Source organism: Blastocatellia bacterium, assembly GCA_025055075.1.
Classification (GTDB): Bacteria; Acidobacteriota; Blastocatellia; order HR10; family HR10; genus HR10.
In genome coordinates this window covers 1-20432 of the sequence record JANWYV010000004.1, presented here as the reverse complement: position 1 = coordinate 20432, position 20432 = coordinate 1, and the positions used below count along the sequence as shown (strand labels likewise).

21 protein-coding genes are annotated in these 20432 nt (G+C 62.4%); 13 read left to right on the top strand and 8 right to left on the bottom strand.

Features of this window, described 5'->3' with window-relative positions; genetic code table 11:
* Window positions 1–51: 51 nt before the first annotated feature.
* The 7 genes from NZ746_00640 to hslV are packed head-to-tail and all read right to left on the bottom strand — an operon-like array spanning window position 52 to window position 6136.
* On the bottom strand, window positions 52–813 hold the full coding sequence (locus NZ746_00640; protein ID MCS6815864.1) for a uracil-DNA glycosylase: 762 nt from the start codon (window positions 811–813) through the stop codon (window positions 52–54).
* A gap of 3 nt (window positions 814–816) precedes the next feature.
* On the bottom strand, window positions 817–1218 hold the full coding sequence (locus NZ746_00635) for a 4Fe-4S dicluster domain-containing protein (GenBank protein MCS6815863.1): 402 nt from the start codon (window positions 1216–1218) through the stop codon (window positions 817–819).
* A 55-nt stretch (window positions 1219–1273) separates the two neighbouring features.
* Window positions 1274–2200, bottom strand: a complete 927-nt coding sequence (locus NZ746_00630) for a dihydrodipicolinate synthase family protein (GenBank protein ID MCS6815862.1) — start codon at window positions 2198–2200, stop codon at window positions 1274–1276.
* A gap of 56 nt (window positions 2201–2256) precedes the next feature.
* Window positions 2257–3039 (bottom strand): fumarylacetoacetate hydrolase family protein, encoded by a 783-nt coding sequence (locus tag NZ746_00625; GenBank protein ID MCS6815861.1) that lies wholly within the window; start codon window positions 3037–3039, stop codon window positions 2257–2259.
* A 1-nt stretch (window position 3040) separates the two neighbouring features.
* The gene (locus NZ746_00620; protein MCS6815860.1) at window positions 3041–4165 is read right to left on the bottom strand and encodes a fibronectin type III domain-containing protein; all 1125 of its coding nucleotides are present in this window, start codon (window positions 4163–4165) and stop codon (window positions 3041–3043) included.
* Entirely contained in the window at window positions 4162–5604 is a 1443-nt protein-coding gene (hslU, locus tag NZ746_00615) for an ATP-dependent protease ATPase subunit HslU (protein ID MCS6815859.1), read from the bottom strand. Before hslU ends, NZ746_00620 begins: the two co-directional genes overlap by 4 nt.
* 7 nt (window positions 5605–5611) lie before the next feature.
* Entirely contained in the window at window positions 5612–6136 is a 525-nt protein-coding gene (gene hslV / locus NZ746_00610; protein ID MCS6815858.1) for an ATP-dependent protease subunit HslV, read from the bottom strand.
* 159 nt (window positions 6137–6295) lie between these two features.
* Here hslV and NZ746_00605 point away from each other — a divergent pair, with 159 nt between their 5' ends.
* From NZ746_00605 to rfaE1, 5 genes are all read left to right on the top strand, one after another.
* Window positions 6296–6784: a hypothetical protein gene (locus NZ746_00605; protein ID MCS6815857.1), complete on the top strand. Its 489-nt coding sequence runs from the start codon at window positions 6296–6298 to the stop codon at window positions 6782–6784.
* Entirely contained in the window at window positions 6781–7788 is a 1008-nt protein-coding gene (locus NZ746_00600) for a hypothetical protein (protein MCS6815856.1), read from the top strand. The genes NZ746_00605 and NZ746_00600 overlap by 4 nt, the downstream gene beginning before the upstream one ends.
* 71 nt (window positions 7789–7859) lie before the next feature.
* On the top strand, window positions 7860–8066 hold the full coding sequence (locus NZ746_00595; protein ID MCS6815855.1) for a Trm112 family protein: 207 nt from the start codon (window positions 7860–7862) through the stop codon (window positions 8064–8066).
* Window positions 8067–8138: 72 nt separating this feature from the next.
* The gene (locus tag NZ746_00590; protein ID MCS6815854.1) at window positions 8139–9254 is read left to right on the top strand and encodes a glycosyltransferase family 9 protein; all 1116 of its coding nucleotides are present in this window, start codon (window positions 8139–8141) and stop codon (window positions 9252–9254) included.
* Window positions 9255–9288: 34 nt separating this feature from the next.
* Window positions 9289–10293, top strand: a complete 1005-nt coding sequence (gene rfaE1 / locus NZ746_00585; GenBank protein MCS6815853.1) for a D-glycero-beta-D-manno-heptose-7-phosphate kinase — start codon at window positions 9289–9291, stop codon at window positions 10291–10293.
* Here rfaE1 and NZ746_00580 read toward each other — a convergent pair whose 3' ends face one another.
* Window positions 10294–11478 carry an acyl-CoA dehydrogenase gene (locus NZ746_00580; protein ID MCS6815852.1) on the bottom strand — a complete coding sequence of 395 codons (1185 nt, stop codon included), beginning with the start codon at window positions 11476–11478 and terminating at the stop codon, window positions 10294–10296.
* Between the two features lie 166 nt (window positions 11479–11644).
* On the opposite strand from NZ746_00580, the gene NZ746_00575 reads away from it, so the two are divergent.
* The 8 genes from NZ746_00575 (at window position 11645) to ald (ending at window position 20043) form a co-directional block, all read left to right on the top strand.
* The gene (locus tag NZ746_00575; GenBank protein MCS6815851.1) at window positions 11645–12910 is read left to right on the top strand and encodes an insulinase family protein; all 1266 of its coding nucleotides are present in this window, start codon (window positions 11645–11647) and stop codon (window positions 12908–12910) included.
* Window positions 12911–12932: 22 nt separating this feature from the next.
* A complete protein-coding gene (locus NZ746_00570; protein ID MCS6815850.1) occupies window positions 12933–13727 on the top strand; it encodes an MBL fold metallo-hydrolase in 795 nt (264 codons plus the stop codon).
* On the top strand, window positions 13724–15058 hold the full coding sequence (gene purB / locus NZ746_00565) for an adenylosuccinate lyase (GenBank protein ID MCS6815849.1): 1335 nt from the start codon (window positions 13724–13726) through the stop codon (window positions 15056–15058). The genes NZ746_00570 and purB overlap by 4 nt, the downstream gene beginning before the upstream one ends.
* Entirely contained in the window at window positions 15055–15309 is a 255-nt protein-coding gene (gene purS, locus NZ746_00560) for a phosphoribosylformylglycinamidine synthase subunit PurS (GenBank protein ID MCS6815848.1), read from the top strand. Before purB ends, purS begins: the two co-directional genes overlap by 4 nt.
* Window positions 15306–16010 carry a phosphoribosylformylglycinamidine synthase subunit PurQ gene (gene purQ / locus NZ746_00555; protein ID MCS6815847.1) on the top strand — a complete coding sequence of 235 codons (705 nt, stop codon included), beginning with the start codon at window positions 15306–15308 and terminating at the stop codon, window positions 16008–16010. The genes purS and purQ overlap by 4 nt, the downstream gene beginning before the upstream one ends.
* A 24-nt stretch (window positions 16011–16034) precedes the next feature.
* Window positions 16035–16910: a patatin-like phospholipase family protein gene (locus NZ746_00550; protein ID MCS6815846.1), complete on the top strand. Its 876-nt coding sequence runs from the start codon at window positions 16035–16037 to the stop codon at window positions 16908–16910.
* A gap of 348 nt (window positions 16911–17258) precedes the next feature.
* Window positions 17259–18839, top strand: a complete 1581-nt coding sequence (locus NZ746_00545) for an aldehyde dehydrogenase family protein (protein MCS6815845.1) — start codon at window positions 17259–17261, stop codon at window positions 18837–18839.
* 91 nt (window positions 18840–18930) lie between these two features.
* Window positions 18931–20043, top strand: a complete 1113-nt coding sequence (ald, locus tag NZ746_00540) for an alanine dehydrogenase (protein MCS6815844.1) — start codon at window positions 18931–18933, stop codon at window positions 20041–20043.
* The last annotated feature ends 389 nt before the right edge of the window (window positions 20044–20432 follow it).

Genomic DNA, 20432 nt, shown 5'->3' with positions numbered 1-20432 from the left:
CCCATCGAGCGAGATGCTACGAAAACATTTTAAGGAGAGCGCGGGAATGGGTCAAGGCGTGTACCCCTCTTCGTGCCAGCCGGGAGGAAAGTGGATTCCTCGCGCCTCCACCAGCTCGCGGGCTCGACGGAAGATCGCCTCGAACATCGGCTCGGTGAGTTTCCCCGTGAAGGTATTTTGCTGGCTCGGGTGAAATGAGGCCAAAAGCGTCATCGTTGGGGTCAAGACCAGCTCCAATCCGTGTCGAAAGCGTGGGAACGAGCGAGGCGCTTTCGCTTCCGGAGCATGGGTGGTGCGGAAGACCTTGAGGAGGGTCGCATAGGCGATCTGTCCTAGGGCGATGATCACGCGTATGTTTCTGAGCAGCACCCATTCGCGTTCGAGGAAGGGGCGGCAATTCTGCAATTCCTCCGGCCTGGGTGTATTCTGTGGAGGGGCGCATCGGAGCGCGGCCGTGATGTAACAGTCGCGCAGTTGGAGGCCATCATCCCGCCATCGGGACTCCGGGCGATCGGCGAAGCCGAAGCGGTGAAGAGCGCGGTAGAGCCAATCTCCACTCCGATCGCCCGTGAACATGCGCCCGGTGCGGTTCGCGCCATGAGCAGCCGGGGCGAGTCCGACGATGAGGAGTCGAGCAGCGGGATCGCCGAAGCCGGGTACGGGTCGGGCCCAATACTCCCATTCCCGGTAGCGTTTGGGTTTGCGGCGCGCGACTTCTTCGCGCCACCACACCAAGCGGGGACAACGCCGGCACGCGATGATCTCCGCGTGCAGCTCGGCCAGTTTCGACGCCGAGAGAGCGAGATCGGTCATCGCCTAGACGTATTCGCTCGGGACGACGCCCCACTCCGTCGGCGGACGATCCGGAGTGTCCGGCAATTTCACCCCGCGACGACGCTCCCACTCTTCGGTCGGGACCATATCAATGGCGTCCCAGGGGCAACCATCCAGGAAGGTGCCATCGGGACCTTTGCTCGTGCATTTGGCGCAGCCGATGCACAGTGTTTTATCCACCTCGATGCGCCCGAAGGGCGGATGTTCTTCATCGGGCACCCAGAACATACAGGCCTCGACCGGGCAATATTCGACGCACACGGGCGTGCCCGCGCATCCGGTGCAATTCTCGTTGATGACAGCCAGGAGTTTCGGCTTGCGTTTGCGCAGATCGGTTCGCCCGTGAGAGATCGGGGCGCGCTTCTCGATGAGGACCGTACTCATGCTGACCTCCTCCGATGCCAAGTCGGCGTCCGCCTCGCCTGATGCGCCGAAGGGGTTATGGTACGGCATGAGCGCCTGCGTCTTCAAGCTCCGGGAAGAGCCCCGAGGCGCGCAGGATGGCGCGGATCTCGGCGCGCATTTTCTCATCCGGTACCGGAAGTGGGGCACGCGGCGGGCCGCCATAGAATCCGAGCAGATCCAGCGCCGCTTTCAACCCGCTGATCCCGAACTGCGTGGTGACGGCGCGCGCAACGGGCAGCAGTCGAAGTTGTAAGTCGGCCGCTCGTGCGGCGTCACCCTCACGCGCAAGGCGCATGATCTCCAAGCACATCTTCGCCGCGATGCAGCCGACGGCCAGAATCCCACCCTTTGCGCCGAGCGCCATCGCCGCATGCAGCAACGCCGCCGATCCCGTGAGGACGTTGAAGTCCGAGGGCACCAAACGCAAGATCTCCGCGAGGACTGCCAGATTCCCTCCGCTGTCTTTGATCCCGATGATGTTCGGATGCTCGGCTAGGCGGGCCACTATCTCCGGAGCGATGGCGACGCCGGTGAACTGTGGAACGTTGTAGAGGAGGATCGGGATGGGCGAGGCGTCAGCAATCCTTCGGTAGTGATCCAAAAGGACAACCGAGGTGATCTGGTCGCGATAGTAATGCGGGGTCCCGACCAACAACGCATCGGCGCGCAGGCTGGCTGCGCGCCGCGCGAACTCCACCGCCTCCCGCGTGGCGTTGTAGCTCGCTCCGGCGATGAGGAGCATGTCTCCGGGAATCGCCTCGCGCGCCGTCTCGATCACCTTCCATCGCTCGCTCTCGGTGAGATGCACGAACTCGCCGTTGGAACCGATGACGACGTATCCGGAGTAGCCGCATCGGTTCCAGCGCTCGATGTTGGAGCGAAAACGATCATAGGCGACCTGCTCCCTTTCATCGAACGGCGTAGGGATTGGGGGCAGAAGCCCAGAGATCGGTCGTTTCATCGTTCACCTCCTTGTGCGCTGCTCTCCACGCTTCAGCATGCGGTGAGCCGATCGTTTTACTCGGCGCGCACCGAATTACGCAAGGTTCCGATGCCCTCGATCTCCACCTCGACGATATCTCCGTCGGCGAGCGGGCCGACACCCGCGGGCGTCCCGGTGAAGATGAGATCGCCCGGCAGCAGGGTCATCACTTGCGAGATGAAGCGGATGAGCATGGGCACGGGGAAGACGAGATCGCTCGTTCGGGCGCGCTGGCGCACCTGGCCATTGACGCGCGTCTCGATCCGGAGATTTGCCGGATCCAGCGTCGTGGCGATCACCGGTCCGATGGGAGCGAAGGTATCGAAGCCTTTCGCGCGCGCGAATTGTCCATCGCGCCGCTGCAGATCGCGAGCAGTCACATCGTTACCGCACGTATAGCCGAGGACATACGCGAGGGGGTCTTCGTCCTCGCGGAGGCGATACGCGCGTCGGCCCATGACGACGACCAATTCGCCTTCGTAATCCACCCGCGCGGACATCGCCGGAAGGCGGATCGTCTCCTCTGGGCCGATCACTGCGCTCGGCGGTTTGAAGAAGATGAGCGGCTCAGTGGGCACATCATGTCCCAGCTCGGCGGCATGATCGCGATAATTTCGCCCAAGGGCTACGATCTTGCTCGGCGTGCAAGGTGCGAGCAAGCGGACGCGTTCCAGGGGAAGCGCCGCCGAGGCATCGGGCGTGATCGGCCCGAAGGGATGATCTTCTTTGATCGGGACGACGCGCTCTCCTTCCACAAGGCCATAGCGCGCCTCATGCGGATTCGGCGACGAACGGTCGAGGAATCGGCAGATCTGCATTTCAGAGCACCTCCTGAACGACGATCGTCGAGGGCCGGCTTTCGTTCCCCGCACGATCCACCGCGGTGATCCGGTACGCATAGCGTTCGCCCGGTCGGACCGTTTGGTCGCGATAGGTCGTGAGCGGATGCGGACGCGCGTTCAGTCGCACCCACGCCGACTCCGGAGCTTCGGCCGACGGCGCGCGATAGACGTAGTACCCCACCACATCCGGCTCGGGATTCGCCGTCCAGAACAAGCTGATGATCCCTTGCGCGGAAGCTGCGATCACTCCCTCAGGAGGCGCCGGAGGGAACACGTCGCGCGGCGTGAACCGAATCGGCGTCGAATCGCGGCTCTCGATGAGCGTCCCATCGCGAGCTGGAGCGACGGCCCTCACCATGTAGATGTACTCCGTCTCATACTGGAAATCTCGATCCCGCAGCGTCGTCTCTGTGACGAGCGTCGTGCCGTTGAGCGGCGAGCCGAAATGAGGATCGGTCGCGCGGCGACGGTAGACATTGTATCCGAGGACGTTCGGCGGAGTGGAACCATCCACGTTGCGCGTCGGGGGAGCCCAGGTGATGCGAATGAGGCCTTGCGCTTCGTCGGTCGCACTCAGTGCGTGTGGGGGAACGGGCACATCGCCTTGGGGCTCGATCTCGACGATGTCCGAGAGCGGACCGAATCGTCCCCGTGTATCTACCAACCGCGCGGCATAGAGCCGTCGGCGGTCGAACGCCTCGATCGGCCCGTCCTCGAGGATGAGCACCTCTTCGGCAGGCGAGCGCGCCAGTTCCCGGCGATCGAGGAGGGCGAAGAGGCGCGCGCGTTCGAAGAACGATTCTTCCGAAGGGATTTCGACGGCTCCTCGGGGCTCGAGAGCGCGATAGATCTCGAGGCGGTCTACGACGAACCCACGAGCAGATAACGCCTCCGGATTCGGGCGCGGCAGAATGAGCCGGATCACATCGCCCTGCTGCTCGGCGCGCATGCCTTCGAGGCGAGCCGGAAGCGAGCGAAGCGGAGGAAGCGGCGCGCCGACTTTTCCACAGGCGGAGACGAGCACTCCCATGAGGAGGAGAAGGGGAGAGCGAAACAACGAAGCCAATCGGCGTCGCCCGACGATGCACCGGTCTATCGTCACAGGATGTAGCGGCTGAGGTCTTGATTCTGCACGATGCCCGTGAGTTTGCGGCGCACGTACTCGGCGTCAATCCGCTGATGCTTCTCCTTCAAATCCGGCGCCTCGAAGGAGATGTCTTCGAGCACTTTCTCCATAATCGTGTGCAGGCGCCGCGCGCCGATGTTCTCCGTCTGTTCGTTCACGGCGTAGGCGAATTGGGCGATGGCATCAATAGCATCCGGCGTGAATTCGAGCGTGATCCCCTCAGTCGCCAGAAGCGCCGTGTACTGCTTGATGAGGGAGTTCTTCGGCTCAGTGAGAATGCGCTTGAAATCCTCCACCGTCAGCGGATCCAACTCGACGCGGATTGGGAATCGGCCCTGCAACTCGGGAATGAGGTCAGAGGGCTTGGTGACATGGAAAGCGCCAGCGGCGATGAAGAGGATGTGATCGGTGCGCACCGTGCCGTAGCGGGTACTGACGGTGGTTCCTTCAATGATGGGGAGAAGATCACGCTGCACGCCCTCGCGCGAGACATCCGGGCCGTGTCCGGATTCTCGGCCGGCGATCTTATCAATCTCGTCCAGGAAGATGATGCCCGATTGCTCGACGCGCTCCAAGGCGATGCGCGCGACTTGCTCCATGTCAATGAGCTTCTGCTCCTCCTCTTGGATGAGGTACTCCATGGCTTCGTCCACGCGCATCTTCCGCTTCTTCGTGCGACCAGGGCCGAACAGGCCGGGGATCAACTCCTGGATGGCGATGTCCATCTCCTCGACGCCCTGGCTCGTGATGATCTCGAAGCGCCCGGGGAAGAAGCGCTCGCGAACCTCGATCTCGACGATGCGATGATTGAGCTTGCCGTCGCGCAGGAGTTGGCGCAACTTCTCGCGCGTGCGCTGCAATTGCTCGAAGTCCGTCCCCTCTTCCAGGAGCGCGGGCTCGTTCTCTTCCTCCTCCAGGAAATCACCGAGCGCCTGTCGTCGCGTCTTCCGCTTGCGTCCCGAGGGGAGCAGGAGGTCCAACAGTCGCTCCTCCGCATTTTGCTCCGCCTTATCGGCGACCTCCTGCATCTTCTCGGCGCGCACCATGTCCACAGCCACGTCCACGAGATCGCGGATCATGGACTCGACATCTCGTCCGACGTATCCAACCTCGGTGAACTTCGAGGCCTCGACCTTCAGGAAGGGCGAATTCGAGAGGCGGGCCAAGCGACGTGCGATCTCCGTCTTGCCGACGCCCGTCGGCCCGATCATGAGGATGTTCTTGGGAATGACGTCTTGGGCGAGATCGGGCGGCAGCTTCTGCCGGCGAATCCGATTGCGCAGGGCGATGGCGACAGCCCGTTTGGCGGCCATTTGGCCGACGACGTATTTGTCCAGCTCCTCGACGATCTGACGCGGCGTCAGCTCATCGAGTTTGGGGAGCGTCTCGACCTCGCTGGAGAGATAAATCACCATACCTCGCTCACAACTCCTCGATGGTGAAATTCTCGTTCGTGTAGATGCAGATTTGGCTCGCGATGCGCAACGCTTCCTCGGCGATCTCCCGCGCCGAGAGCGTCGTATGCCGCAGCAGGGCGCGAGCCGCCGCCAGCGCGTACGGTCCGCCCGAGCCGATCGCCGCCACATCATCATCGGGCTCGATGACCTCCCCGCTGCCGGAGAGGATGAGCGAGCGTTCCCGATCGGCGACGATCAGCAATGCCTCCAGATGGCGGAGGTATCGATCCGTGCGCCAATCTCGCGCCAATTCCACCGCCGCTCGACCCAAGTTCCCGCGAAATTCCTCGAGCTTGCTCTCGAAGCGTTGGAAGAGCGCGAAAGCATCTCCCGTCGAGCCCGCGAATCCCGCGAGGATACGATCGTTGTAGAGCCGACGGACCTTGCGCGCGTGATGCTTGAGGATCGTGTCCTGGAATGTGACCTGCCCATCGCAGGCCATGACAACGCGATCATGGCGGCGAACGCAGAGGACGGTTGTACCTTTCATCCGCGCGTCGTTTGCCATTCGATAAGCACTATAAGAGCCGTGTCTGGAATTGTCAAGAAAGTGCGGGCTGAGCAACCGGAGTGCAAGGCGCGTGAGGAACGATCGCCCTCGATTGACGTCATCGCTCGGCGCGGCCTACGATTACGAAGGTCGTTCGTCATGGCGACAGAGACAGTTCACAGCGTCGCAGCGCGCGTGAAGGCAGCTCTTGGCGAAGCCTGGATCCCCACGATCTATCATCAACAGGTCCTCGCGGATCGCACGCGTCGTTATGCCTTGAATTGTCCCGCCGGAGCGCGACACGTGGAGATCATTCATACGCTGCTCGGCATCGAAGTGAAGTTGGATGGACGCCGCGTGTTGGTTCCGGATTTGGCCATTGCCCGCTACTTAGCGATCTTCGCTCGCATCGGTGCAGAGGCTATCGCCATTCCCTACGACATCACGCGGATCTCGCGCGTGGCCGATTGCTTGGAGCAATCGTGGCAGCGATTGCTGCTGCTAGTGGACCATCACGCGAGCGAGCGCGGCTCGTACTTTCGGGCGCGCGTGCGCTCCTGTTTGCGACGGTGGATGCGCGAGGAGTTGAAAGCACTGGGAGCGGGCGCGCCCTATCCATCTTTCGAGTTGACGACACGACGACGATGAGACCGGTCTCGCGAGCGCGCACGTTCTCGCGCATCCTCCTACTGCACTGGGGGAGGATGAGCGATGTCGTCTTCGCTCTCCCGGCCTGTGCGGCGCTGCGCGAGCGCTTCCCCGAGGCGCGGATCACGGCATTTGCGACATCGTGGGGAGGCGAGTTGCTCGCATTGAGTGGCGCGGTCTCGGACATCTGGTTGATCAGGAGCGAGCGACCGGCCGAGTGGCTTCTGCCATGGAATATGTGGGAGGTCCTCCACGCGGTCCGGGAATTCCGAAGGCGGCGGTACGAATTGGCCGTTGATTTTCGTCCATCGAGGGAGACGATCCTGCTCGCGTTGGCGGCTCGCGTGCCCGTCCGATTGGCCGCGCTGTCGCCGGAAGGGCTCGCGGGAGCTTTCTTCAACGTCTGGCGCCGGCCGGATGATCCACAGCGGCATCGCGCGGATCGGTACCTGGACGCTTTGCGTGCGCTCGACATCACGCCCACGGCTCGCGTGCCCGCACTGCGAACCGATCCCGCTACGGATGAGCGCTTCGAACGCTGGTTGCGCGCTCGTGGCGTCGAAACGGGAGAGCTTTTGGTCGGCATTGCGCCGGAGGCCGATCCGGGCGCGGCTATGTGGCCGTTGGAGAGATTCCTCGATCTGACCCATCGGTTGGTGCAGCATTTTCGCATTCGCCCAATTGATGTGGGTCGGAGCGCGTGGGGACGAGCGCGCGCTCCCCGAGGGATACTCTCGTGGCGCGCGCGATCGTTGCGCGAATTGGCATCGGCGCTGGCGCGCTGTACGCTCGTGGTTTCCGGAGATGGGGGGCCGGGACATCTCGCGGCGGCACTTGGTGTCCCAACGCTCATGCTCGGATGCGCGCGCACGCGGCGACCGCTGGGGGAGGAACATCGCTTCGTGGAACGGGAGGCCTTGGCGGCGTGCTCCACCGAGCGCGTCTTCGAGATCGCCAGCGAGATGCTCGGCCGGAGCCGGACGGCGGCGCTCTTCCGCTCCTGAGCCCTTTTTTTGACAAGCCGAGGGGGGCGTGATAGAGTAGCTCCGAGAGGTCTTCGGAAGAGGAACGAGCGATGAGCATCAAGCCGGAGCTTTTGGAGATCTTGGCGTGTCCTGCCTGCGTGCGAGAGATGAATGAGCAGGCGAAGGTTCGTCTGACGGCGGATGGGCAAGGCCTTCAATGCCCCATCTGCCTTCGCGTCTATCCCATTCGAGAAGGCATCCCCGTGATGCTCATCGAGGAGGCGCGCGCGGAAGAGCGAGCGCTGTGGCAGGAGTGAACGCGAGGGCCGGTCTTCGATGAGAGCGATCGCGGTGACAGCTCAGGCGAGAACGAGCATCGAGGGGGGATCATGGCACGATCAAATCGCGCGACTCATGCGGAACTGCCGTGGGATCGAATTCGGCGCGTCCTGCTGATCCGGCTGCGTTCGATCGGGGACACGGTGCTGATGACCCCATGCCTGGCCGCGCTCAAGGCGTGGAGACCCGAGCTACAAATCAGCGTCCTCAGTGAAGTCCTCGCGGCCCCACTGTTGGAGGATCACCCGCAGGTGGACGACGTGATCGTCTTGGAACGGGAAGGGCGATGGTGGAGCGATGGGGTACGCCGATGGCAACTGGCGCAGCGGTTGCGCGAACGCGCCTTCGATGTCGTCTTCAATCTGCACGGGGGGACGACGGCGACCCTGCTGGCGTTCCTGAGTCGGGCGCCGGAGCGGATCGGCTATCGCGGTTATCGCTACAGTTGGTTGCACACTCGGCGGGCGCCCGATCCATCGCAAATCTGGCAGAAGTCAGCGATCCATTCGGCCGAGCAGCAGTTGGGGCTCTTGAAATGGTGCGGCGTTCCTATCTCCTCCGCTCCGCCGTCCTCGTTGCGGGCGAATGAGCAAGCCGTTATGAGCGTGCATCGGCGATTGCGGCAGATGGGCTTGCGCGGTCCCTTCGCCGTGATCCATCCGGCAGCCACGCATGAGGCCAAGCGATGGTCCGCCGCCAAGTTCGCTCGGGTCGTGCAATACTTGGCGTCTAAGCACGAGTTGCCCTCCATCATCATCGCTGCACGGCATGAGGGGCATATCACCGATGCCGTCAAAGGATTCGCCGGCATGGCTGCTCATCCCGTCACCGACCTGACGTTGAAGGAAGTGATCGCGCTGCTTCGTCAAGCCGCGCTCTTTGTGGGCAACGATAGCGGGCCAGCGCACATCGCGGCCGCTGTCGGTTGCCCGACCGTCGTGATCTTCGGCGCGTCGGACCCGACGGTCTGGCGGCCCTGGGGGGCGGCACCTTCCGCCATCGTGCATGCAACGCGCGATCATCTCGGCGTCCCTCTCCCGCCGGAGGAACGCATCCGGCATGTCCGCGTCGAACAGGTGATCGAAGCCATCGAACGCGTGCTCGCTTCGATCGCGGGGGAACCCAGTGTGCGCGCCTCGGTCGCCGAATGGGATCGGTCGCCATAGGTTCGCGATGTCAGACGAAAGGCTTTCAGAGCGTGTGACGCCTGAGCGGGCGGAAGCTCTCGTGCACCGATTCGCCGCCCGACGCCTGCTTGTGCTCGGCGATCTCATGCTCGACGAATACCTCTGGGGAAAGGCGCGGCGCATCTCCCCGGAAGCGCCGGTTCCCGTCGTGGAGATTGAGCACGAATCGTTTCGCTTGGGAGGAGCGGGCAACGTGGCGAGCAATCTCGTCGCGCTCGGCGCCCGACCGCTTCTTGTCGCCGTGACGGGCGCAGATGCAGCGGCCGAACGCGTGCGGGCGTTGCTCGCGGATGGATCGCTCGAGGCGGATCTCCTGACCGACGTGACGCGCCCGACGACCGTCAAGACGCGCATCCTCGCCCAGCATCAGCAGGTCGTGCGCGCCGATCGCGAGAGTCGAACGCCGCTCTCGGAAGCCCTCACGCGCCGTCTTCTCGCCATCGTGCGCGATCGGTTAGAGTCGGTCGAAGGCGTCATCATCTCCGATTATGAGAAGGGGACGATCACGCCTTCGCTGTTGGAGGCGCTTCTGCCGGAGTTGCGCGAGCGACAGCTTCCCGTCTTCCTCGATCCGAAGGTTCGGAACTTCCCCTACTATCGGCCGGTGACGTGGATCAAGCCCAATCAACGGGAAGCCGAGGCCGTGACCCGGCGGGAGATCACCGATGAAGTCTCGCTCCTGGAGGCCGGACGCGAGCTGCAACGCTTGGTGGATAGCGAGTACGTCCTCCTCACCCGTGGCGAGCACGGGATGAGCCTCTTCTCCCGCGAGGGATTCGTGCAGCACATTCCAACAGTCGCGCGCGAAGTCTATGATGTCACTGGAGCCGGCGATACGGTCATGGCCGCGCTCAGTCTCTCGGTCGTCGCCGGCGCTGATCCTGTCGAAGCCGCGCAACTGGCCAACTACGCCGCCAGCGTCGTCATCGCGAAACTCGGGACGGCCGTCGTCACGCGTCAGGAGCTGCTGGCGGCGATTCGCGCCGATTGGCTCCTGCGTCGAGACGAAGGCTTTTGATCATCGCTCTCCAAGCAAGATCTTCGCGATCGTCTGCAACTGCATGTTCGACGTCCCTTCGTAGATCTTGCCGATCTTCGAGTCGCGGAAGTACTTCTCGGCCGGATAGTCCTTGGTGAAGCCGTAGCCCCCGTAAATTTCAATGACGTTGGACGTGACCTTCTCGGCCACCACCGACGCGTAATACTTGGCCATCGCCGCTTCTTTCACAAAGGGCAGGCCGGCATCTTTCAAGCGGGCCGCGTTGTAGACGAGCAAGCGCGCGGCCTCCAGCTCCGTCGCCAGCTCCGCGATCAGGAATTGAATGGCTTGGAATTCCGCGATCGGGCGACCGAATTGCTTTCGCTCCTTGGCATATTGAATCCCGCATTGCAGCGCGCCTTGAGCTAAGCCGATCATCTGCGCGCCGATGCCGATGCGTCCTTCGTTCAGCGTCTCAATGGCCACCTTGTATCCCTTACCCACCTCGCCGAGGATGTTCTCCTTGGGCACTGGGACCTCATCCAGGATGAGTTCGCACGTCGAGGAGGCTCGAATGCCGAGCTTGTCCTCCTTCTTCCCCACGGCGAATCCGGGGAAGTCGCGCTCGACCAGAAACGCCGTGATGCCGCGATAGCCGAGATCGGGATTGACCGTGGCGAAGACGATGAAGAGGTTGGCCTCCATAGCGTTGGTTGTCCAGAGCTTGCGCCCCGTCAACACGTAGTGGTCCCCTCGCTCGATGGCGCGACATTGCAAGGCGAAGGCATCGCTGCCCGCTCCGGCTTCCGAGAGCGCGTACGCGCCGACGGTGTCCGTCGCCAATCGCGGCAGGTACTTCGCCTTCAATTCCGGCGATCCCCATCGCGTGATGGCATTGTTGACGAGCGTGTTCTGCACATCCACGACGACGCCGGCAGAGGCATCTACGCGCGAGAGTTCTTCGACGGCGAGCACGGCCATGAAAAAGCTGCTGCCGGCGCCGCCGTACTCCTCCGGGACATTGATGCCCATGAGGCCGAGTTTGAAGAAGTCTCGAAGGAGTCCCGAGTCGAACTTCCCCTCTTCGTCCATCGTCTTGACTAGGGGACGAACGCGTTCCTCGGCGAACTGCCGGACGCTCTGTCGGAACAGCTCCTCTTCCTCGGAGAGTTGGGTCAAGGGAGGGACGGGAAGACGTCCTGACACGGTATGCTCTCGATTCATCCTCTCCTCCTTTGTCTTGGCATCGCGTGAGAGGGCATAGTATCTCACACTCTCGGAGCGAAGAGCAACGAGCATCTCGAGCGAGAGAAGGCATCGTGCTGAGCCCGTTGCGACTCGACTCCGCCTCATGCTAGCATTCAAGCCTCTCGAATAGCAGGCGAGTCGTATGCGGCGGATTCGCAAGACGGTGACCGCGAGCGGGCTCACGGTCGTGAGCGAGCGCATGGATCACCTTCGCTCAGTGAGCCTCGGTATTTGGGTGCGCGCCGGATCCCGGCATGAACCGATGGAACAGTCGGGGATCACGCACTTCATCGAACATCTCGTCTTCAAAGGGACGGAGCGGAGGAGCACGCGCCAGATCGCGGAAGAGTCGGATTGGCTGGGAGGGACACTCGATGCCTTCACCAGCCACGAATGCGCCGCCTATTCGGCGAAGATCCTCGACGAGCATCTGCCGCGTGCCTTCGATCTGCTGGCCGATCTGGTGACCGCACCCCGCTTTGACGCGCAGGAGATCGAGAAGGAGCGACAGGTGATCTTGGAAGAGATGCGGCTCGTCGAGGATACGCCCGATGATCTGGCCACTGAGCTTTTCCTGCGAAATTTCTGGCCCCAGCATCGTTTGGGACGGCCGATCCTGGGGACTGAGGAAACGCTCTTCCAGCTCACGCGCGAAGTGATCCTGCAGTATTTCCAGCAGCTCTACACGCCGCCGAATCTCATCGTCTCCGCGGCGGGGCAGGTCGAACACGAGCATTTGGTCGAATTGGCGGCGCGCTATTTCGATCATATCCCCGATAGCGGAATGCGTCCTCGCGACACGACCCCCTGGCCTTCTCCTCAGATCGTCTTGCACGAGAAGGAACAGCTCTCGGAGACGCAAATTCTGTTGGGCGCGCAATGTCCCGGCCTGCGGTCGCGGGATCGGCACGCTGTCCTCTTGCTGAGTTCCATTTTGGGCGGAGGGACCAGTTCCCGCCTCTTCCAGACCATTCGCGAGGATCATGGTCTGGCGTATGCGACGAGCGCCGGGACTATGCTCTTCTCCGATACGGGGCTGCTCCTCATTCATGCGGCGACGTCGCCGAAGAACGTGCTGCGTGTCCTCGATCTCATTGTCGCGGAACTTCGTCGCTTGAAGCGCGAGCCGGTGCCTGCTGAGGAGTTGCAGCGGGCGAAGGAGCAGGCGAAAGCGGCGACCATGCTCAGTCTCGAATCCTCCAGCGCGCGCATGGCTCATATCGCGCAGCAGGAGATTTACTTCGGCCATCAAACGACTTACGACCAGATCCTCAAGAGCATCGAAGCCGTCTCCACGAGCGACGTCCAACGGCTCGCGCAGGAGATCTTTCAAACCGAGGCGTTGGCTCTCGTCCTTTTGGGACGATTGGACAGTGTGCGCGTGGATCGCGAGCGGCTGGCGTGTTGAGCGAGGCGATTCGGAGGGAGGGATGCGGATCAACATCTTGGGAAGTTCCAGTTCGGGGAACGCGACGCTCTTCGTCTTCGGCACGACGCGCGTCCTTGTGGATGCCGGATTCTCAGCTCGCGAGTTGGCGCGGCGGCTTCGGGAGATCGGGGAAGATCTCTCTCGCATCTCCGCCATCGTCCTCACGCACGAACACACGGATCACGTTCGGAGCGTCCCGCGGCTGGGGCGCACTTTGGGCATCCCGATCTTCATCTCGCGGGCGAGTTGTGAGATGTGGAACCGCATGAATCCCGATGATCCCATCACCGCTGTGACCTACATCGAGGCTGAGTGCCCGTTCGAGATCGGGCCGATGACGTTCCGTCCCTTCTCCGTCCCGCACGATGCTGCCGATACGCTCGCCTTCACGATCGAAGCGGGGGGGGTGAAGGTGGGATATGTGACCGATCTCGGCTATATCCCGCAGTTGGTCAGCGAGCGCGTGAAGGGAGCGGATGTCCTCATCCTCGAAGCCAATCATGATCTGGAATTGTTGCGCAACGGACCGTATCCGTGGAGCGTCAAGCAACGCATCCTCAGCCGGCATGGCCATCTCTCCAATGAAGAGATGGCGCGCTTCTTGCGCGAGGACTTCGATGGGCGCGCCGAGTTCATTGTGCTCGTGCATTTGAGTCGGACGAACAATCATCCGGAGTTGGCGCGTCTGGCGGCGGTGGAGGCGCTCACGGCGCGGGGGTCTCAGTTCGCCCGCGAGGCCGAGCGGCGCATCCGTATTGCCGCGCACGACCGACCGAGCGAGTGGATCGAGCTATGATCCCGCGCTACACCCTGCCCGAAATGGGGGCCATTTGGAGCGAGGAGAATAAGTTTCGCAAATGGCTCGAGGTCGAGCTGGCCGTTTGCGAGGTGCTCGCCGAACGCGGACGTATTCCCCGGTCAGCCCTGGAGCGCATTCGCGCGAACGCTCGCGTGGATCTGGCGCGCATTCAGGAGATCGAGCGCACGACCCGACATGATGTGATCGCTTTCCTCTCGGCTGTAGCCGAAACTGTCGGTCCCGATGCCCGCTATATCCACTATGGTCTCACCTCGTCGGACGTCGTGGATACAGCATTGGCGCTGCTGCTTCGCGATTCGGCCGATATGCTCCTTTCGCGGCTGGAGCGGTTGGCGGAAGTCCTTCGGCGCCGCGCGTTCGAGTTCAAAGACACGCCCATGATCGGACGCACGCACGGCGTGCACGCCGAGCCCATCACCTTCGGCCTGAAACTCGCCCTGTGGTACGCCGATACGATGCGGAATCGGGAGCGCTTGCTTCAAGTGCGCGAGCGGATTCGCGTGGGGAAGATCTCAGGAGCTGTCGGCACTTTCGCGCATCTGGATCCGGGGGTGGAGGAAGCCGTGTGCCGCCGCCTGGGCTTGCAGCCCGAACCGATCTCCTCGCAGATCATCCCGCGCGATCGCCATGCCGAATTCCTCGCCGTGCTCGCGCTCATCGCCTCCAGTCTGGAGAAGATCGCCCTGGAGATCCGACACCTGCACCGCACCGAAGTGCGCGAGGCCGAGGAGTTTTTCGCCGAAGGACAAAAAGGATCATCGGCCATGCCCCATAAGCGGAATCCCATCGTGGCTGAGCAAATCTGCGGCTTGGCGCGCGTGGTGCGCGCCAATCTGCAGGCGGCGTTGGAGAACATCGCCCTCTGGCACGAGCGCGACATCTCGCATTCGTCGGTGGAGCGCCTGATCCTTCCAGAGAGTTGCATCCTCACCGACTATCTGCTCCATCGCACGACGGAGCTGTTGGATCGGCTCGTCGTCTTCCCCGAGCGCATGCGGGCGAATTTGGAAGCGACGCGTGGCGTGATCTTCAGCGGCGAGCTGCTGCTCGCCCTCACCGAGCGTGGTCTCTCGCGGGAACAGGCCTACGAGATCGTACAGCGCCACGCCTTGCGCGCCTGGGACGAAGGCGTCGATTTTCGAGAGCTGGTGCGTGCGGATCCCGAGATCCGCGCGCGATTGACTTCCGAAGATCTGGACGCCCTCTTTCGCTGGGATCGCGCGCTGCGACACGTGGATGCCGTTTTCCGCCGCGTCTTCGGCGAAACGGCCGCTCGACCGGAGCGAGAGGGAGGACAGCCATCATGAGAGCGACCGTCCACGTCCGCTTAAAGAAGAGCGTCCTCGATCCTCAAGGTCAAGCGATTCACCACGCCATTCGGACCTTAGGATACGAGAGCATCCGCGAGATTCGACAGGGGAAATATTTCGAGATCGAGCTGGAGGACCATATCTCGCAGGAACAAGCGCGCGCTCTCTTGGAACAGCTCGCGCGCGATGTGCTCGCCAATCCCGTGCTCGAAGAATATTGGGTCGAGATCGAGGGGGGATCGGCATGAAATTCGGCGTCGTCGTCTTTCCCGGATCCAATTGCGATCATGATGCCTATCACGTCATCAGCAAGGTCCTTGGTCAACCGGTCGATTTCATCTGGCACGAGCAAACGTCGCTCGGCGAGTACAATGCCGTGATTTTGCCTGGCGGGTTCTCTTACGGCGACTATCTGCGGGCGGGAGCGCTGGCTCGCTTCAGCCCCATCATGGGCGCCGTGCGGGAGTTCGCCGCGCGCGGGGGCTTCGTGCTCGGCATCTGCAATGGCTTCCAAATCCTTTGCGAGAGCGGCCTGCTGCCGGGCGCCCTCATGCGGAATCGCGGTCGCCGATTCCTCTGTCAGTTCGTGCACGTGCGCGTCGAAGCGACCGATACCCCCTTCACGCACCTTTATCGGAGGGGCCAGGTGTTGCAGCTCCCGATCGCTCACGGGGAAGGGAACTATTACTGCGATCCGGAGACGCTCGCCGAGCTGCGGCGCGAGAATCGTATCGTCTTTCGTTATTGCGATGCGCATGGACAAGTGACCGACGCCGCCAATCCCAACGGATCGCTCGACAACATCGCGGGCATTTGCAATCGGGAGCGGAACGTCTTGGGAATGATGCCGCATCCGGAGCGCGCTTCGGAGGAGATCCTCGGCAGCTCCGATGGCCGCGCGCTCTTCCAATCGCTCGCCCTTGTCTTGGCCGCGATGGCGCGCGAATGAGGTCGCGTCATCGCCTCGCGCTCCATGAGCGGGACACGACGCCGATCCAAGAGTCGCCCGAAGATCGGGCTCGTCCTCGGTGGGGGAGGGGCCAAGGGATTAGCGCATATCGGCGTCTTGAAGGTCCTCGCGGAGGCCGAGATCCCTATTGATCTGATCGTTGGGACGAGCGTCGGCGCATTCATTGGAGGCGCTTACGCGAGCGGCATCTCCATCGAGCGCATGATCGAAATGGCGCGCCACATTCGGTGGAGCGACCTCGGGCGGTTCCGTCCCTCGCGGCTCGGCCTGCGCGACGGGCGTCGCATGGAGGCGTTCATCCGCGCCCATTTCCCCGTCACACGTTTTGAGGAGCTGCGGATTCCGCTCGCCGTCGTCGCCACGGAGATCGCGACCGGACAGATGCGCGTCTTCACCGCGGGCGATCTCGCCTTCGCCATCCGCGCCAGTTGCGCCATCCCAGGCTATTTCACTCCTGTCTTCGATGACGATGGCCGGATGCTCGTGGATGGCGCCGTCGTCGCCAACCTCCCCACGCTCGTGGCCATGACGCTTGGGGCCGAACGCGTGATCGCCGTGGACGTGAACGCCTATCCCATCATGGAGGCGCCGCCGCGAAACGCCTTCCAGATTTATACGCAGGCGCTCGCCATCCTCTCTTTCACCGCGCAATCCTACATGGCCGAACATGCCGATGTGCTCATCTCGCCCGATGTGGCGACCTTCTCTTGGGATGAGTTGGAACACGCCGATGAGCTGATTCGAGCGGGAGAGGAAGCGGCGCGAAAGCGCCTGCCCGATTGTCAAAGGCTCCTTCGACGGGGACGGGAAGGGTTCTTCAGCCGATTGCGCCGCGCCTTGTTCATTGCCCGTCATCGCGCCGTCCCCCTGCGGCGATGAGGGGGGCGTCCGCTTGCTTCTGTCGCGTCGGCTGTAATATATTGACCGGGGCGGACGATGCGGATCAAGCGGGCGGATGTCATCTTTGCCGGATTCGTGTTGAGCGTCATCCTTTTCCTCGTGTTCCTCTCCACAAGACCTCGCGTCTCGCCCTCTCCGTTGCCGCATGATGAATCGCATCGCGCGGCGCGGACTCGCTCCGATTGCCTGACCTGTCATGATCCGGAGAATCCAACCGCGTCGTATCCGCTTCGCCCGTCCCATCCGCAGAAATGGCGAGATGCAGCATTCGCGTGTACGAATTGTCATCCACGCGAGTGAAGTCCCAATTCCAAAGGAGGGAGAGCTATGGCGAAAGCGAAAACAGTGATCGCTCGAACGAAAACGGCGAAGGGGGCGCCGGCGATTCGGACGGCGGCAGCTCCGCGCTTCTTCAACTACATCAACGGAGAATGGGTCCCTTCGGTCACGGGGGAGTATTTCGAGAATCGGAACCCAGCCGATACACGCGATCTCATTGGCCTCTTCCCGAAGTCCAACGCCGAGGACGTCGCGCGCGCTGTCGCCGCCGCGCGCGAAGCATATGACAAGTGGCGCTTGGTTCCCGCTCCCAAGCGCGCGGAGATCATGTTCCGCCTGGGAGAGATCCTGATCCGGCGCAAGGAGGCCTTCGCGCGCGACATGACGCGCGAGATGGGGAAGATCCTCAAAGAGTCGCGCGGCGACGTGCAAGAGGCCATTGACATCTGCTACTTCACGGCAGGCGAAGGGCGTCGCCTCTATGGGCAGACGACGCCCTCCGAGCTCCCGAACAAATTCGCGATGTCCGTTCGTATGCCCGTCGGGGTGTGCGCGATCATCACTCCCTGGAACTTCCCCATGGCGATCCCCGCGTGGAAGCTCATGCCCGCGATCCTCTGCGGCAATACCGTGGTGATGAAGCCGGCGACGGATACGCCCCTGTCGGTCTACAATCTCGTGAAAGCCTGCGAGGAAGCCGGTGTCCCACCAGGCGTCGTCAATCTCGTGACCGGTTCGGGATCGAACGTGGGCACGCCGCTCATGACTCACCCCGATGTGCGCTTGGTCTCCTTCACCGGTTCAACGGAGATCGGTCGCAAGGTCTCCGAGGCGTGCGCCCCGTCGTTCAAGAAATGCAACCTGGAGATGGGAGGGAAGAACGTCATCATCGTCATGGATGACGCCAATTTGGATCTGGCCGTGGACGGCGCCATCTGGGGTGGGTTCGGCACGAGCGGACAGCGATGCACAGCCTCCAGCCGCATCGTCGTGCACAAGAAGGTCTACAAGAAATTCCTCGCGCAATTCGTCGAGCGGGCGCGCGCGCTTCGGGTCGGCAATGGGCTCGACGAGCGCACGGAGATGGGGCCGATCATCAACGAAGCCCAAGTGCAGTCCATCCTCCACTACATCGAGATCGGGAAGAATCAAGATCGCGCCAAGCTCATGTGCGGCGGGAATCGGTTGACGCACGGCGAATACGCCCACGGATACTTCATCGAGCCCACGATCTTCGCCGATTGCCATCCGGACATGGTCATCTGCCAAGAGGAGATCTTCGGACCGGTCGTCTCCGTGATCCCGTGCAGCTCTTTGGAAGAGGCTATTCAGATCGGGAACAACGTGCGCTATGGGCTCTCCTCGGCCATCTACACGCAGGACATCAATAAGGCGTTCATCGCTATGCGCGAGATGTACACGGGGATTTTCTACGTGAATGCGCCGACGATCGGCGCCGAGACGCATCTCCCATTCGGGGGGACGAAGGAGACCGGCAACGGGCATCGCGAAGCAGGCGTGCAAGCGCTCGAATTGTTCACGGAGTGGAAGGCCGTCTATATTGACTACAGTGGCCGATTGCAGCGGGCGCAAATTGACACGGCCGAATTGAGCGTGATCCCGTCTTGATGCGATCGCGCGTGATCCCGTGGAGAGGAAGCTCGATCCGCGCGCGCTCGGGGCGAGCTTCCTCTCGCGGGCATATCCGAAGGAGGTGCTCATGATCATCGGCGTTCCGAGGGAGATCAAGCCAGATGAATATCGCGTCGGCCTCGTTCCAGCAGGCGTGAAGGCGCTCTGCGAAGAAGGGCATACCGTCTACATCGAGGCGAGAGCTGGAGAAGGCAGTGGCATCTCCGATCAAGAGTACAAGGATGCCGGGGCGCAAATTCTGGAAGATCCGGCCGAAGTCTGGGCACGCGCCGATCTCATCATCAAGGTGAAGGAACCCCTGCCGGTCGAGTACGACCGCTTGCGCGAGGGGCAGATCCTCTTCACCTATCTGCACCTGGCGCCGGCTCCCGAGTTGACGCGCGAGCTGCTCCGTCGCAAGGTCACGGCTATTGCATACGAGACGATCACCGATAGTGAGGGACGGTTACCGCTTCTCACGCCCATGAGCGAAGTGGCCGGTCGCATGGCCGTGCAGGTCGGCGCAACGTATTTGCAGAAGATCCATGGTGGACGCGGCGTCTTACTCGGTGGCGTCCCCGGCGTCCTGCCGGCGAAAGTCGTCATCCTCGGTGCGGGCGTCGTTGGCACTAATGCCACGCGCATCGCCGTCGGCATGGGCGCGCAGGTGACCGTCATTGATCGAAATCTCGATCGGCTGCGATACCTCGATGACATCTTCGGAAGTCAGATTCGCACGCTCGTTTCGAACACCTACAACATCTGGAACGCCATCGAGAATGCGGATCTGGTCATCTGCGGCGTTTTGATCCCGGGAGCTGCGGCGCCCAAGCTCATCACCCGTGAGATGCTCTCCTGCATGCATAAAGGAGCCGTCATCGTGGACGTCTCCGTGGATCAAGGGGGATGCGCCGAGACTTCGCGCCCGACGACACACAGCGATCCCGTCTTCTTCGTGGATGACGTCCTGCATTATTGCGTTGCGAACATGCCGGGCGCCGTCCCGCGCACATCCACATTTGCGCTGACGAACGTGACGCTCCCTTATGCCCTGAAGCTCGCCTCGCTGGGATTTCAGGCCGCTATTCGTTCCGATCCGGGCCTGCGGATGGGCGTCAATACATATCGGGGATACGTTACCCATCCCGCCGTCGCCGAATCCCAGGGATTGGCGTATACGCCCGTTGAAGAGATTGAGTGAAGCGCGCGGAGCGCCGGCCTCTCTTCGGGAGAGGCCTTTTCGCCTCGCCGCCAAAAAAGGGCTCGATAGGCAAGCCGGCAGAATACTTGAGGCTACCGGAAGTTTGGAGAGGCCTCGGACGAGGAGGTCGAATCATGGGCGGCATTTCTCACCTAGACGACCCTTACGTTGGTAGTCGCGTTAGTCGTGGCGGGAAGACGATCGCCTGAGTCGGTGTGAGACCGTACCGATACGGACTGAAGCCCTCGGCACGGGAGCAATCGTTGAATAATACGGCGTGAGTGGTGCATCGGCCTTTCAGTTACGTCCTCCATCTCTTCTCGCGAGATGGGGCGCACAGACGCTCAATCTCCGCGCGCGATCTGGGCCTTTTGAAAGCTGTCGGACGG